Here is a 15,287-nt window from a genome sequence, read left to right as displayed (position 1 = left end):
ACAATGCTATTTTTTAAAAAAAGTAACTAAATCAATAGTTCTGTTTCCACGGGCTCTTTTCAAAATGCCGCTCCCTCAACACACGATACATACTCCGCCAGAGCCAGTGCGATGTCGAAGTGCCCCACATCGTGCTGACCGCCTAATCATCTTTTCTCCCCCTATCGTGCAATTTTGGACCTAGGGGACGGGGTTAGTGGTCCATTTTTTGGACCATGAACCCCGTCCCCTAGGTTCATTCACATATTTTCTGACTATAATAACATATATCTCATCTTGTCTGATAGTAATATTCAAAAAAATAAATTTACAAAAATCATTGACACAAAAATTCTGTTTTGCTACAATCGCTTCAATAACATAAGAAAAGCATTGACGGAAAGAGTAGTTCGCGATGAATCATCCAGAGAGAGTGGCACAAGGTGGAAGTCACTTATGAGGATAACGAATGAAAACCATTCCAGAGCTGTAACGCCCAACAATAGTAAGTGTTACCGTATGCCTGCGTTAAAGGATAGGATTTGTCAGAATCTGAAGTGAAAAGTTAAGGTGGAACCGTGCATATTGCACCCTTAAGATCATTTGTAGTGGTCTTATGGGTGCTTTTCTTATGTTGTTGCATACAAACACTTTTTTCTGCGAAAGGAGCAACACATTATGAACGAAATGCAAATGGAAAATCAGGTTCTTGTAAACGACAGGGACCACAGAGAACTGGGAAAAGAGCTGGAGCTCTTTTTACTAATGGATGAGGGACAGGGCTTCCCCTTCTATCTCCCTAAGGGGCTTATTCTCAAGAACCTTCTCATTGATTACTGGAGACGTGTCCACCAGCGCGAAGATTATGTTGAGATCTCGACACCTATAATGCTCTCAAGGTCTCTTTGGGAGAAGTCAGGCCACTGGGATCATTACAAGGACAACATGTATACAACAAGCGTAGATGACAGAGACTACGCAATCAAGCCAATGAACTGCCCTGGCGGAATGCTGGTTTACAAGTCTAAGCCTCATTCCTACAAGGAATTCCCAATCAGGATGGGCGAGCTTGGAATCGTGCACAGAGCGGAGCTGTCTGGTACACTCCATGGTCTGATGCGCGCAAGATGCTTCACACAGGATGATGCCCATATCTTCATGCGTGAGGATCAGGTGTTATCTGAGATTCAGGGTGTTATGAAGCTGATTGACGAGGTGTACTCTGTATTTGGCTTCTCATATGAGATTGAACTATCCACAAGGCCAGAGAACTCCATCGGAAGCGACGAGGATTGGGAGCTTGCTATCAACTCCCTCAAGGCCGCAGTTGAAGGCATTGGTAAGCCTTATGCCATCAATGAAGGTGATGGCGCCTTCTATGGCCCCAAGCTTGATTTCCATGTTAAAGACAGCCTCGGAAGAACATGGCAGTGCGGAACAATCCAGCTTGATTTCCAGCTTCCTATGCGCTTTGATCTGGATTACATCGGTGAGGATGGCCAGAAGCACCGCCCCATCATGCTCCACAGAGTTGTCTTTGGCTCCATCGACCGCTTTATGGGAATCCTGATTGAGCACTACGCAGGCAAGTTCCCAGCTTGGCTATCTCCTGTTCAGGTCAAGATTCTGCCAGTTTCAGACAGACATGTGGAATATGCAAAAGAAATAGAGAAACTCCTCAAGGCTAATAACATCCGCGTTGAGGTTGATCTCCATGATGAAAAGCTCGGCTACAAGATTCGCGAAGCCAGAATGGACAGAGTTCCTTATATGATTATTCTTGGAGATAAGGAAATGGAAAATCACTCAATTGCTGTTAGAGACCGCGACGGCGCAGAGGGTGCTCAGGACATGGGCCAGATGCAGGTTGAAGAATTCGTTAAGCTTGTGCAGGATAGGGTTTCTAAGCTAAAGTAATGGTCCTAGGGGACGGGGTTAGTGGTCCATTTTTTGGACCACCAACCCCGTCCCCCTGGTCCAACAATATAAAAGCTCCGGAAAAACCGGAGCTTTTTTCAACCTATAGTACAGAGGCTTCCTCTTAATATATATCCAATCTTCTTGTAGCACTCATTAGACGCCACGTAGTCCGCATTTGTATAGAGCATTGGTAAAAGACCTTCATCTGCCGCAAGCTTTGTTACCTGATAAACAAGGTTTTCAGCATAGTGCTTTCTACGCTCCTCTGGAAGTGTGTAAACTAAATTGATACCTGCCATGGAATCATTAGGGTTATATTTGCAACAGGCAACAATTTTACCAGCTGCATCCTGCCACAAATAAGTTCTGCCATCTTCTATATTTCTGCGAGCCTGTTCTTTGTATACGTCTCTACTCTGAACATCAACGCCTGTATCAACATGAAAACCATCTATGAAATCAACGAGTGTTGTGTAATCCTCATCAGTACACTTACGAAGTTTACCCTCTGCATGACCTGGTTCTATTGGAGCTGGACAGTCATAAGCCATCATGTTCATTGTGATAGACAGCTCTTTTCCCTCTTCTGCAGCTCTTTTTATGATGAAATTCGCAAGCTCATATTTGAGGTTGAAGGTATGCTCACCATCTATAAATGAATTCTTCTGAAGCTCCTGATAAGCTCTTTCAAGCTCAGCTTCGTCCGCATCATCAGGTGTCCATACCCACACTGGATAAGGATTCTTGGAATGGCAGATGATGAGTCTTTCGTGATCAGATGCTATAAGTGCGCATTCCTGCCCGAGAATCCTTCGAAGCACAAAGAAGGTGTACCTATCCCCGTCTAACAGTTTATAGTCTCTCTCATCAACAAAGTTATCCATATCTTTTCTGCCTCCCCTTTTTGACTATTCGTGTCAAGAATTATTGTGTACTTCATCAATCTTTCTGGATATCTCATCAAATACATTCTTGGCGTCAACTCTTCCTGGAAATCCTACAAAAGCTCCCGCAAGAACTTCGACAGTAACCTCTTTTACATCTACTGTAATTGTATCATGGCAATCTCTCACTTTTGCAGCAATTTCCTCTGCATGAGCTGGATCACTGCTGCCTGTGAAAACTACAAACTCATCTCCGCCGATTCGCAAAAAGATGTCGTCGTCACTGCAAGCTGCATCAATTCTTCGCATTGCTTCCAAAATAGCTGCATCTCCAGCCTTGTGTCCGATATTATCGTTGATCCACATAAGGTGCTTTATGTCAGCACAAACATACGCATTATCTTTGCGTTCTTTTAACACGTCATATAATTCTGTAAGGTCATATTTCATTCTACTCATGTTATCGTCCTCCAAATTGTTCAGTAAAAGAGCTGAAAGCTTAGGAGTGTGACCTGAGAAGTGCCTCTCTTTGCGATATTCGTTAGGTGTGATCATCCAGACCTGCTGAAAGCCTCTGGTAAAAGACTCGTGGTTAGAATATCCGTACTTGAGGGCTATATCGAGAATGCTCTCATCCGTCGTGAGCAGATCTCTGGCGGCGCAGGTAAATCTCCGCCTGAGTATGTATTCCTTCACAGTCATGTGGAACGCATACTTGAAACGCTTCTGCAGCCAGGACAAAGAGATTCCACAGTTTCTGGAAACATCTTCCACAGACAGTTCGCCTGCTATATTCTCTTCAATATACTCAAGCACGTTCATGAGTACTTCTACACTGTCTACCACTCTTAAGCTCCTGTTTGTTTTGGTTACTTATCGGTCCGATAAGATATTTATACCATTTACGTTTGGAGGTTTCTTGACTTTTTGCGTTTATTTTTTGTGGGTCTGTTTTGGTCCTAGGGGACGGGGTTAGTGGTCCATTTTCACATTACGTTCACTTTCCTATGCTTAAGGTTGTAGTAAATAACCTCCGTTATACAGCAGCATACCCAGCCTACAGGATAGCCGAAACCTACCCACTTAGGGGTGTTAACGACATAATGGGTAATTACAAAAAGATATATCTGCCTGACCACAACGAAATTCATGATCATAATGATCATCGGTCCTCGTGAATCACCGCGTCCTCTCAGTGCTCCAGCAAGTGTGTGGTTAATGCAGTTAGCCAACAGGAAAAAGACATTTGTGCGGATAAACAGGCTTCCATACTCTATTACTGAAGGATCTGATGAGAACATCCTGACAGCAGTTGATGAAAAGAAATATAGGAATACTGCGATGACAAAGGTAATGCCGGTTGCTGCGGTTACAGTTATCCTTGTACCATCATCCGCCCTCTTCATCTTATGGGCTCCAACATTCTGGCTAACAAATGTTGTTGCAGCCATGGCCATGCTGGACATAGGTAGCAGAATGAAAGCATCCAGTTTATTGTAGCAGCTCCAGCCTGCCATGCAGCTTGAGCCGAAGTGATTGATATAAGACTGAACAAACACATTTGAAAAGGCAGTGATAACGGATTGAATGCCCGCTGGAAGTCCCACCGCAAAGATCATCTTCAGAATTTCCTGATCTATTCCCATATCGTTCCAATCGAACTTATAGATATCATTGGTACTGGTCAAAAGATAAAGAATCAGAACCGCAGATATCATCTGGGAAATAATGGTAGCTGTTGCAACACCTGCAATTCCCATCTTAAAGCCAATTACCAGAACAAGGTCCAACACAGTATTAATGATACTTGTCAAAATAAGAAACATCAGAGGGCGCCTGGTATCTCCCACTGCACGCAGGATTCCGCTTCCCATGTTATAGATGAGAAGTCCCGAAAAGCCCATGAAATATATACGAAGATATGTGGTGGCATCTTCAAAAACGTCCGCCGGTGTGTCCATGAATTCTAGCATGGGCTTAACCCCAAGCACACCAATTATGGTAAAAATGACGCAGAAAACAAAGGTCGTTGCGATAGTTGTTTCTATAGCCCTGTGGAGTCCCTTTAGGTCTTTTCCTCCAAAATATCTTGAGATCAAAACTCCCGCACCAATTGAAAATCCGTTAAAAAAGAACACCAGCATATTTATGATCATAGTTGTCGAACCAACTGCTGCCAACGCTTCTTTTCCAACGAAATTACCAACCACGATAGAATCAACCGTGTTATACAGCATCTGAAAAATATTGCCCAGCATAAGCGGAAGCGAGAACATTATAATCTGGCCGATTATGGACCCTTCCGTCATATCCTTAACTGAAGACTTGCTCATAAAACTACTTCCTTTTCCAAAATGGACTAGGGGGACGGGGTTCGTGGTCCATTTTTTTGGTCCTATATCCCCGTCCCCTAGGTCTATTTTTGTATCGTACCTTAAAGCAGTTCAAAAAACAATGCCCACAGAATTAATCTGCGGGCATTCCCATCATGGTGAATAATAATCAATATTAGATATTAGCATTTATTTCTTTTACGATCTCAACAAACTCAATGTCCCCATCAGCCAGTATCTCGACCGTGCTTGGGAACATCCGATATTACATGATAAAAAAACTGTTCCTCCATTTATACTCCCATTAAGCCTTTTTCCAAACGCTCTTATAGATTTCTCTTTTCTCTCCCTGATAGTCACCAGTGCCCTCAAAGATTGCTTCAAAGCCGCACTTATTAAGGACATGCTTGGATGCCATGTTCTCACTGAGGCAAATGCCATACACTTCTGAGGTGCCTACGGTATCAGCCATAACTGGTAAAAAAGCTGTCACAGCCTCCGTTGCATAGCCTTTCCCCGTAAATTCTTTTGCTATGTGATATCCAATCTCCCATTTGCCATCATCTATGGGCACCATCTGGACATAACCAAGGTTCATGTTGTCCTCTTTTCTAAAAACCGGATGAACCAAAGGGCCTTCAGTAGAGCCATATTGTGACATCAGAAATTCAATTGTCTCTTTGGCATCTTCCTCTGTCTCGAAAACCTCGTCAGGCACAAACCTTCTGTTGTCCTCATCCAGCGAGTTCTTGTGCACATCATATGCCATATCCAGTATGAAGTCTTTTATCTCTAATCTTGTAGTCTCTATTATCATTACTCTCTTGTCTCCTTTTCAACAGACAATAGGATACAAAAAGGTTCATCAGCAATACTTTTTAGCCAAAGACTCGTCAGTATCGTTAGCCGCACAAACACGTGATTTACTCAATATCTTGTATATCGTTTTCTCTGAAAGGGAGTATTTATCTGCCAGTTCATTTACTGGCATCCCATCCATGTACTGCGAATGGATATCACGATTCCTGAGTTCATAATATTCTTTCGAACACGTTCGGCTTCCCCAGTCCTTTTTATCAATGCTTGGGATATAAATGTTTGTTCCGTTAACATACTGCTGAATTGCTTCTATTAATTCTTTTGGCAGAATATCTTCTGCTTTTAAATAGCTCATCAAATCCTCCTACCTTGTTGGATTCATCTGAGCTTAATTATTCAGTATTTTAAGCCCAGATTACTGAGCGATTACATATCTTTTCATATAGTTTCCTCCTTCGAATGCTCTATTAAAATAGTACACTACAGTTTTTGCTGCTACAATCTACTCTTTGTTTATAATTGTTCTTGAGAAAAATGGACCACTAACCCCGTCCCCCAGGTCCAAAATTGCTTATTCAGCCAAGTACCAGTCATCTCGGTCTTCATCGTAGTAGTACATCTTGTCCTCATCCTCATCATAGTAGAAGATAAGATTGGATTCTTCGTCGTATAGGTAGAGTGTGCCGTTTTCATACATGTACCAGATTTCTTCTTCGTAGTCGTATATCCAGTTATCTTCAGCACTTTCCTCTTCGTGCCCGTAGTAATCCCCGGTGTCATAGTCGTAGCAGTACTCACCACATCCGCTACTTATATTGCCTCCGTACTCATTCTCGTAGTCGCCCCAACCATTCCAGTTATCCTCGAAACTATCGTAATTGTAATAGTCATCATAGCTTTCTGCAGAAACAAAATTCCCAAGCCAGGCAATATATTCCTCATCAAAATCGATGTCTTTATACACATCCTTGAGCTTCTCATAGAAATACGAGTCTCCATAGGGCAGTGATACGGACATTCCTGTGAGCTCGTTTTTATCCGAAGTATGTCCATAGTAGGTGACAGCTGCCTTAAGGGCTGACATAAGGTTCTTGGCTTCATCGCTGCTATTGTCTATTCCTTCAACCAGAGCGAGAATGTCACTAATGTAATAGTCGGACAAAGTAACATCACTTTCATCAAGCCCCCAGTAACTCCAGAAGCTAGACTTGGCGCGGCCCTTTGCCTTATGCATTTTGCTGTAGTTTTTATTTAAGAGCGCATCCTCATTTTTATAAGCATACGCTTTCCATGCGGTAAAAAGATTGCTCGCTGTTGACTCATTAAAAAGAGCTATGCAGGCAGAATCGCCCATGAAGGCTTCTTCGTTATCTTTGATAATGTCATCAACTATTTTTTTACCAAGAAGTGGTGCTGATATTCCAGGATTTTCCTCGAAAGTCTTCATCCATTCTGTGTAGCTCCAGCCAAGTCCTGACTCGAAGTCCTCTGACAATAGTGCATACTTGCAATATGGAGCAAGAGCATAGCAGGTCTCCAGATTGGCCATGATACAGCAATCCATTCCGATGATGTCGAATCTTATATCCTTGTTCTCAGCAAAAGCTGCTGCCATCTCAGCAATGTTAAGGCTGTATTCTTCTGGTTGCCATTCATCATAGCCAAAGCCATAAACAGGGCCACCACCGTGATCCCAGAATAGCAAAAGATATCTGTCAGCGCTGTAATTTGTTTTACAAAAACTGATGAACTCAGAAAGGGTATCCTTAGAAGTTGTATCCAGCTGTCCCAGATTGTCACGTACAAGAACTAGCTGACCATCCTCTATCTTGTAGGTCTGGGCTGTATCAGATCTGATCCCATAGTCCTGCCAATTCTTGGTTCCCATGGTCTGAATTATAACGTTAACATTTTTACCAATACCGGATTCCAACATCTCTGCTATATCAGCTGTGGCTTCTCCGCTCTCTGATTCAAGGTCAGAACCGTTCATATAAACCATAATTGTTGCAGATTTAGCATCTGTACCCACATCAACAGTGAATACCTCGCTCAGAGACTGGCTTTGATTATTATCCTGAATAACTGTATTGGTCTCCGTCTGTACGACAGCTCCCTCTTCGCCATCGGAAAGTTCATCATCCTCCGGCATCAGCATCAGGATTATAAAAAGAACTCCCAACATAGCCAGAATGAATATCGCAATTTTCTTTAACTTTTTCAAAACTTACTCCTCATTTTCCAAACATTTATTTAATTCTATATTTATCCAGATTAACCTTGCCCTCGAAAACTTCGACGCCTTCGCTCTCCAATATCTGTGCCTGCTTCCAGGCTCCGCCAAAGGCGTATTCACCTGCAAGTTCTCCCTTTGAATTGACAACGCGGTGGCAGGGAATGGTACTTGGATCTGGATTTTTGTGAAGGGCATTGCCAACAGCTCTTGCCATTTTCCTATCACCGGCCATCTCTGCAACGTCAGCATAGGTGGCAACTTTTCCTTTTGGAATTTTCTTTACTGCTTCATAAATTCTTTTTGTAGGTGAATCTGTGACAAGGTCGTAGCTCTCTGCGATCATTCTTTTTATGACATCGTCAGGGATTGAACCATCCAGGATAACTGTGTTCCAGTGCTCTTTATTCTGATGATATGCAGGAATTACGGCTGTATACGTCTTTCTCCAGAGGTCTCGCCACTCAGGGTCCACCTTGAGATTCAAATTGATGAAGCCATCTTTTTCATAAGTCCATAAAAAGGCTTTCTTGGATTTTTTTACCCTGACAAGCTGCCAGTTCTGATCATGAAATGGAGCCTCCTGATAGGTTCCCGGAAAAGACAGACCGTATTTTAGCGCTTCTTCTCTTGTTCTCATAAGACTATCCTCGCTTTTTCTCTGTCTGACACAGTTTGTTTTTATCCGACCATTCTTTGTTCATATGAATTCCCCTGCTTAATCCCCTACGCTAGATCAATTTCTTTTGAAACAACTGATCTACTGTGCCATATACAGTTTCTTCATCACCTATTTTTTCAAAGCCATATTTCTCGTAAAGACCTACTTCGCCGCTCAGGATATATATTGTTTCGTAGCCGATACTCTTAGCATACTCCGAAGCAACTTCTATCATTTTTTCGGATACTCTTTTGCCCCTGCATTTCTCATCTACAAACATAAAGCCTATAAACGGAGTATATTCCGAAGTCTCAGGTAGCTCATCTTTCAAAGAAAATGTGCAGTACGCAACAGGCATATCATTCTCCGTTGCCACGATTACTCGTTCAATTTCTTCGAACTCGTTATTTCTCATTCTCTTTGCCAGGTATGGCCCGGCTTTCCATGAGCAGTTCTCAGCAAAAGAAATAGTTTCATCCCATAGTGGATGACCATAAGATATAACTGATATTTCCATTAACCGTCAATCTCCCAAGTATATGATTGTAGGGCCAAAAACATGTCAATATTACAATTGAAATGCGGTTTTACTGTTGGTATTCTAAAATCCAATTTTTCAACAGGCCATTTCTTGCTATCTTTACTGTTGGTATTCACAAAATCCATTTTCCAACAGGCCATTTCTTGCTATCTTTACTGTTGATATTCGAGTATCTTTAATTCCAACAGTATTATCAACCTGTTTTTTACTGTTGAAATCACTACAAAGCATCTTTTCAACAGGTTAAATAGCCAATTTATTACTGTTGTTTTCTCATAATCTAGCTTTTTCAACAGGTTGATAGGTCTCTTTTGGACTGTTGAAAATCTCTATATTCGACATTTCAACAGTATCAGGTCTACAAAAATGGACCACTAACCCCGTCCCCTAGGACCATTTCATTGCCATATCTTTTTCTTGAAATATATATATCTCATCCAGGCAGTGATACCGCTTATTGCCCAGACAATTCCCACTGACCACCAGATACCCCATAGTCCGATCACTGTGATAGAGGTCAACATAATAGGCACAGTGAATCTTCCTATAACTTCCACAATGCCGTTAAACAGCGCAAAGAACGAATCTCCAAGGCCGTTTAGAACGCCTCTTACAACATAGATAATTCCCAGCATTACATAGAACAGACTGGTTATCTTAAGAGCCTTGGCGCCCATTAGTATAACTTCTTCATCTTCGACGAATATTCGAATGATTTCTTCGCCAAAGAGCTGTATCAGTGGCAGCATCAGGACAGAGAATATTACCATTAGAAGAAGTCCCTTGTGATAACCCTCTGTTATTCTCTCCTTCTTATTGGCGCCGTAGTTCTGACCTGTAAAGGTTGAAAGAGCTGCTCCAAGGGTCTGGTATGGCTGATGGATGATCTGCTCAATTCTGCTTGTTGCAGTGAAAGCAGCAACTGCAACTTTTCCATAGGAATTAACAACCTTCTGAAGCGCCATACATGAAATAGCAATTAGTGAAAACTGTAGAGAAAGCGGAATACCAAGCTTCAAAATCTTAACAGAAATCTGCCTGTCAAACTTCATATCGCTCTTTTCCATGTGGAAATATTCATTTCTGGCAATTGCATACAAGAGGCAGCTGATGCCTGAAACGAACTGCGAGATCACTGTGGCAATGCCTGCACCCACAACGCTCATGTGCAGCACGCACACGAAGAGAACGTCAAGAACTGTGTTCAGGATGCAGGAAAAGATAAGGAAATACAGCGGAGTCTTGGAATCCCCAAGAGCTCGTAGCATTGATGAAGCATAGTTATAGAGTGAAACGAAAACTATGCCCACGCACATGATCTGCATGTAGACCACAGCATCTCTCATGATCTCATCAGGAGTATCCAAAAGAGCCAGCGTAGGAGCGGCCAGGAAGAATGCACAGGTTCCCACAACAAGCGGAAATACCAGCATAATGTAGCCTGTATTTACGATACAGCTCTTTATCTCGCCCACATTTCCTTTCCCAAAGAACTGGGAAGTTATGATTCCGCCGCCACTACCAATTCCGTTACACAGGGCAAAAAAAAGGAAGGTGACGGATCCTGTGGCTCCAATTGCCGCCAGGGCATCTGCGCCAACAAACTGACCTACAATAATGGAATCCACCAGGTTGTACAGCTGCTGAAACAAATTCCCTATAAGCATAGGTATAGAGAATTGGATCAAAAGAGAAACTGGATTTCCCTCGGTCATATTTAAAATTGCAGATTTATTAGATTTCATAATTTATTCGCCATTTCTTTTCATGTATAAATCAGTACGCCAGTTTCATCCAATTGCCTCTGAAATAGTATATTACAAAAATAATAGAGCTTACTGACCATGTAAGTGGATATGCCCAGAATATCACGTTAACGACCGGTATTATCCGCACAATTATGGTTATATAGGTGATTCTGAGAAGACACCAGCTTGAAAGCATAACGATCATAGGAACCGTTGTTTTACCAGCACCTCTGTATACTCCAGCAAGGCAGTGGCTAAGGGCAAGGAGGCAATAGAACAAGCTCTCCGTCCTTGCCTGTGTCACACCAACCATCAGAACCTGTGCTTCATTTGAAAACACCCTGAGAAAAATAGGTGCAAAAAGAAAACATATCACTCCGATTATTTCAGCACAAGCTACACCGATAAAGCTTCCGATGACAGATCCCTTTTTTACCCTATCCATCTGTCCAGCGCCCATGTTCTGACTTACAAAGGTAGTGAGCGCCATGCACATACAGGTAATAGGTAAAAAGACAAATCCTTCCAGCTTGAAATAACTGCCACAGCCAGCCATGGCAACGGAGCCAAAGGCATTGATGTTAGACTGTACCACCACGTTTCCAATCGCGATAACGCTGTTCTGAATTCCAGTTGGGAAGCCTATCATCAGCTCTTTCTTAAGCGTCGCTTCGTGGATCCGCAGCTTCTTAAGGTAGATTCTGTGTGGTCCATCAACTCTGGTAAGCTTGGAAAATGCAAGGATTGCACTTACAAACTGTGCAATGATGGTGGCAAGAGCCGCTCCTCCGATTCCAAATCCCAGGAACTTCACAAAAGAAATATCTAATACAGTGTTGAGAATTGTGCTGACGATCAGGTAATACAGGGGTCTCTTGGAATCGCCCATAGCCTGGAAAACGCCGCAACAGGCACTGTACAGAATATTACCAAGGCCTCCCAGGAAATATATTTTGAAATACAGGGTAGACCTTGGCATTACATCCGCCGGAGTTCCCATCCATCTCAGGATCGTTGGAGTAAAGAAATATCCAAACACAGTCATCGCAAGTCCCATGATGATGGCAAAGGCAATTCCTGTGTGGGTTGCAACCGCCACTCCTTCATCGTCTCCTGCGCCATATCTTTTACCGATGATAACGCTATTGCCCATGAACAGGCCGTTTATAAAGCCTACCATCAAAAAGATAAGGCTTCCTGCTGTACTAACTGCTGCCAGCGCCTCTTTTCCCAGGACATTTCCAACAACAATGGAGTCAACTACATTGTAGAGCTGTTGAAGGAGCTGCCCGAAGAACACTGGTATTGCAAACAATATGAGATTTTTGGTTATTGATCCTTTAGTCATACTAACTATTGTAGCTGATTAGCTGGCATTTTCATATATAAAAACCCACAACCTTATGGTTATGGGTTTCTATCTGTTCATACTCCATTCTCTGCGCCAAACTGTTTTGCTGCCTCAATCTTACCGTCAATATTAAGCATGTGTGCGTAGAAATAATCCTCTGCAACTGTTATGCCTTTTTCTTTAAAAATCTTTTTCAATGCCATGACTGTTCTTCTAGACCAGTTTGATGTGGTAAAAAGAACTATCTTTCCCACCATATCAGGATCAAGTTCCTCAGCATACTGCCTGAGCTCTGGTGCCATAATATTTGCGTATGGGGCGCCTCCAAGAAAAAGAATATCCGCTTTTTCTGACAGTCTCGGCTCATCATCTATGCTTACAGCATTTACTGAAGCTCCTTCGGCTATTGCTTCCGCTATTCTTCTTGTGTTTCCAAATTTAGTTCTTGAACAGTAACGAACTTCTACTCTTCCCATTACCTATATCCTCTTTTACATTTATCGCTATCTAATTGTGTGCAATATATATCACTATAATAAACCGCCCATATTCAAAAATCAACACTTAATTGATATTGATTATGAGCGGTACAACTTTTTATATTACGATATCTTTTGTTGTCTTAGTTCAGAGCAACTCCATTAACGTAAAGTGTATATCCATTAGTATCGACACTAGAAATATCTCCATCAAATGATGAGATATAGGTATCTGCTGTAAGTGTCCAGGTGCTGCTCTTATCTATAGAAACAGCTACTGTCCCTACTTCTGTGGAAACTGTTTCGCCCTTGGCATTAGTGATGTTTCCGCCTATTGTGCCTGTGAAGCTAGATCCGTCAGTAAGATTAAGTGTAAGCTGTGAATCACTTCCAACAAGGATCGTTCCCTCAAGGATCTGGTTAGTTGCATTAAGTGTAGCTGTGTTTGTGTCGCCATTCCAGCCATCAGCACAAACTGAAAGCAGGATATTCTCTGAATCCATATTAATAATCTTTACATTATCCAGGTTAATAACAGCAGTTGTATTTGTTACGTGGAAAACATGGCCATTCTTGCTGGTAAGTGTTCCACCGTTCATTGTAAATACCGATGTACCACTGTCTGCATCTCCTGACATGGACTGGTAGATCATGATTGTGTCATAGAAGGTTGCATTTCCGTTGGTATCAGTATTATTGGCAGTCATATCGCAGTCATTAAGGGTAATTGAATTGATACCCTCAATGCAGACTCCCTCTGAAAGATTGGAAACAAGAGTTGCATTAGAAACTGTGATGTCTGCAGTTGAATAGATAGCAGGAGAGCCAAGACCGTTTGTTGTATATGTTCCACCATCTACAGTAACTGTGCCGCCACCCCTGTCAGTTCTGATGGCTGCTGAAGATCTTCCGCTAGTCTCAACTGTAAGGTTTGATGCCTTTGTAACACCGCCACCGGTTGTCATGATGCCACCTGAGCCATCACCTGTTGTTGTGATAGTACTGTCTGAAATTATGACTGTTGTACCATCACCCTCAGCGCCATTCTTTCCACCATTTCCACCATATGAGAATACGCCGTTGGCTCCGTCAGCATCAGAAGTAATGTTTGCTCCTGTAATAGTGGTTGTAGATCCGTCTTTTACAAGAACAGCTGCATTAAGGCCATAGAAGTTACAATTGTCTCCACCATCTGAATCACCGGTCTTGGTAACAGTTGCATTGGTGATGGTTACGTCGTCACTTGTGCTGATCAGAAGTGCGCTCTCATCTGCTGTTGTGCTGGCATAGGTCTTTCCATCCTGAGTATCTGAGCCAGTTACTTCTACCGCTCCCTGATAATCGATATCAGCACTGCTGCTTCCGCCTCCGAAGCCGCCACCACCTTCGGGAGGATTTCCAGGTGCTCCTCCATCCGGTTTATTTCCAGGTGCTCCATCAGGCGCCTCACCGTCCGGCTTTTCAGGTGCATCAGAAGGGTTGCTGCTTTCTTCAACTGTACTTTCCTGTGTAACTACAGTGTCAGTTCCTTCGGTTGATGTGGCTGTCTGTCCGCATGCTGTGACAGTTACGCACATGATTGTTACTATTGCTAAAGATAAGATCTTTTTTAACTCGTTTCTTTTCATAATTAGACTCCTTAGTAATTCCTGAACATTTATCAGTGAAAAATTGTTTGTTGTTGGAATGAATTATGAATAAGAAACCTAAATTATAGTTAAAAGATTTTCTTAATTTTTCAATGTTTATAAATTGTTTAGAAACTGCCTCATTGCATCCTCTTCAATATTCAAGCCTTTGCAAAATGAGCCAGGAACCCCGTCCCCCTGGTCCACTTACTCACAATACATACAGATAGTTCCTTGTGACAGTTTAAAACCATTATTTTCATAGAATTTGGAAGCAGGTGCATATTCACTGGTATAAAGGACAACTCCAGCATATCCTGATTCCTTACTATAATCTAATAGTGTCTTCAGTAATTGCCTGCCAATACCTTGGCCCTGTCTTTCAGGTAAAACTGCCATTTCGTTAATATATATTTCTTTTTTACTTCCTGATATCTTACTTAATGCAAATATACATCCAATTACCACGTCATCTTCTTCATACACATATCCCACAAATCTTTTCTGCTCGTAATAATCCAATAAATATTCTTTTGCATTATCAGGGTTCCAATCAATCCCCCAATACTCTATAGGGAACGCCTTAGCATATATCGCTCCACACTGTTGCAAATCTTCCTCTTTCATTTTTCTTATCATTAAGATCACCTCGTGTGCTTCACAAAACCGGAATTTATCAAACTAATTCTTTATGGTAGTAAACAGACTCCT

At 42.1% G+C, this 15,287-nt stretch carries 13 protein-coding genes, 1 pseudogene and 1 other annotated feature; of the genes and pseudogenes, 1 reads left to right on the top strand and 13 read right to left on the bottom strand.

Features of this window, described 5'->3' with window-relative positions:
• Positions 1-363 precede the first annotated feature (363 nt).
• Positions 364-577: a binding site (T-box leader), on the top strand.
• Between the two features lie 122 nt (positions 578-699).
• Positions 700-1,896, top strand: a pseudogene (gene thrS / locus IJI01_RS02210) (threonine--tRNA ligase); the annotation flags it as partial.
• A 98-nt stretch (positions 1,897-1,994) separates the two neighbouring features.
• Here thrS and IJI01_RS02205 read toward each other — a convergent pair.
• From IJI01_RS02205 to IJI01_RS02145, 13 genes are all read right to left on the bottom strand, one after another.
• Positions 1,995-2,783, bottom strand: coding sequence for a GNAT family N-acetyltransferase (locus tag IJI01_RS02205; RefSeq protein WP_292185220.1), 789 nt, complete (start codon positions 2,781-2,783; stop codon positions 1,995-1,997).
• A gap of 33 nt (positions 2,784-2,816) precedes the next feature.
• Positions 2,817-3,629, bottom strand: coding sequence for a helix-turn-helix domain-containing protein (locus IJI01_RS02200; RefSeq protein WP_292185217.1), 813 nt, complete (start codon positions 3,627-3,629; stop codon positions 2,817-2,819).
• 140 nt (positions 3,630-3,769) lie between these two features.
• Positions 3,770-5,116 carry an MATE family efflux transporter gene (locus IJI01_RS02195; protein ID WP_292185214.1) on the bottom strand — a complete coding sequence of 449 codons (1,347 nt, stop codon included), beginning with the start codon at positions 5,114-5,116 and terminating at the stop codon, positions 3,770-3,772.
• Positions 5,117-5,420: 304 nt separating this feature from the next.
• A complete protein-coding gene (locus IJI01_RS02190; protein ID WP_292185212.1) occupies positions 5,421-5,933 on the bottom strand; it encodes a GNAT family N-acetyltransferase in 513 nt (170 codons plus the stop codon).
• Positions 5,934-5,981: 48 nt separating this feature from the next.
• Entirely contained in the window at positions 5,982-6,290 is a 309-nt protein-coding gene (locus IJI01_RS02185; RefSeq protein ID WP_292185210.1) for a CD3324 family protein, read from the bottom strand.
• Between the two features lie 216 nt (positions 6,291-6,506).
• Positions 6,507-8,159, bottom strand: a complete 1,653-nt coding sequence (locus tag IJI01_RS02180) for a clostripain-related cysteine peptidase (protein WP_292185208.1) — start codon at positions 8,157-8,159, stop codon at positions 6,507-6,509.
• 25 nt (positions 8,160-8,184) lie between these two features.
• Positions 8,185-8,808, bottom strand: coding sequence for a methylated-DNA--[protein]-cysteine S-methyltransferase (locus tag IJI01_RS02175; protein WP_292185205.1), 624 nt, complete (start codon positions 8,806-8,808; stop codon positions 8,185-8,187).
• A gap of 91 nt (positions 8,809-8,899) precedes the next feature.
• Complete coding sequence (locus IJI01_RS02170; protein ID WP_292185202.1) at positions 8,900-9,346, bottom strand: GNAT family N-acetyltransferase; 447 nt, start codon at positions 9,344-9,346, stop codon at positions 8,900-8,902.
• 422 nt (positions 9,347-9,768) lie between these two features.
• Entirely contained in the window at positions 9,769-11,115 is a 1,347-nt protein-coding gene (locus IJI01_RS02165; protein WP_292185199.1) for an MATE family efflux transporter, read from the bottom strand.
• A gap of 31 nt (positions 11,116-11,146) precedes the next feature.
• A complete protein-coding gene (locus IJI01_RS02160) occupies positions 11,147-12,466 on the bottom strand; it encodes an MATE family efflux transporter (RefSeq protein ID WP_292185196.1) in 1,320 nt (439 codons plus the stop codon).
• A gap of 77 nt (positions 12,467-12,543) precedes the next feature.
• Positions 12,544-12,945, bottom strand: a complete 402-nt coding sequence (locus IJI01_RS02155; protein ID WP_292185194.1) for a flavodoxin family protein — start codon at positions 12,943-12,945, stop codon at positions 12,544-12,546.
• Between the two features lie 146 nt (positions 12,946-13,091).
• Complete coding sequence (locus IJI01_RS02150; RefSeq protein WP_292185191.1) at positions 13,092-14,576, bottom strand: hypothetical protein; 1,485 nt, start codon at positions 14,574-14,576, stop codon at positions 13,092-13,094.
• 207 nt (positions 14,577-14,783) lie between these two features.
• Positions 14,784-15,215, bottom strand: a complete 432-nt coding sequence (locus IJI01_RS02145) for a GNAT family N-acetyltransferase (RefSeq protein WP_292185188.1) — start codon at positions 15,213-15,215, stop codon at positions 14,784-14,786.
• Between the last annotated feature and the right edge of the window lie 72 nt (positions 15,216-15,287).

The organism is Butyrivibrio sp. (genome assembly GCF_017433805.1).
Taxonomy (GTDB): Bacteria; Bacillota; Clostridia; order Lachnospirales; family Lachnospiraceae; genus Butyrivibrio.
Note: the sequence above shows the minus strand (reverse complement) of the source record. Positions and strands in the feature narration are given on the sequence as shown.

What these genes read in the sequence shown, in the direction of transcription:
- IJI01_RS02205 (WP_292185220.1), bottom strand. Translation starts at nt 2,783, where the DNA reads ATGGATAACTTTGTTGATGAGAGAGACTATAAACTGTTAGACGGGGAT.
- IJI01_RS02195 (WP_292185214.1), bottom strand. Translation starts at nt 5,116, where the DNA reads ATGAGCAAGTCTTCAGTTAAGGATATGACGGAAGGGTCCATAATCGGC.
- IJI01_RS02190 (WP_292185212.1), bottom strand. Translation starts at nt 5,933, where the DNA reads ATGATAATAGAGACTACAAGATTAGAGATAAAAGACTTCATACTGGAT.
- IJI01_RS02185 (WP_292185210.1), bottom strand. Translation starts at nt 6,290, where the DNA reads ATGAGCTATTTAAAAGCAGAAGATATTCTGCCAAAAGAATTAATAGAA.
- IJI01_RS02175 (WP_292185205.1), bottom strand. Translation starts at nt 8,808, where the DNA reads ATGAGAACAAGAGAAGAAGCGCTAAAATACGGTCTGTCTTTTCCGGGA.
- IJI01_RS02170 (WP_292185202.1), bottom strand. Translation starts at nt 9,346, where the DNA reads ATGGAAATATCAGTTATATCTTATGGTCATCCACTATGGGATGAAACT.
- IJI01_RS02165 (WP_292185199.1), bottom strand. Translation starts at nt 11,115, where the DNA reads ATGAAATCTAATAAATCTGCAATTTTAAATATGACCGAGGGAAATCCA.
- IJI01_RS02160 (WP_292185196.1), bottom strand. Translation starts at nt 12,466, where the DNA reads ATGACTAAAGGATCAATAACCAAAAATCTCATATTGTTTGCAATACCA.
- IJI01_RS02155 (WP_292185194.1), bottom strand. Translation starts at nt 12,945, where the DNA reads ATGGGAAGAGTAGAAGTTCGTTACTGTTCAAGAACTAAATTTGGAAAC.
- IJI01_RS02150 (WP_292185191.1), bottom strand. Translation starts at nt 14,576, where the DNA reads ATGAAAAGAAACGAGTTAAAAAAGATCTTATCTTTAGCAATAGTAACA.
- IJI01_RS02145 (WP_292185188.1), bottom strand. Translation starts at nt 15,215, where the DNA reads ATGATAAGAAAAATGAAAGAGGAAGATTTGCAACAGTGTGGAGCGATA.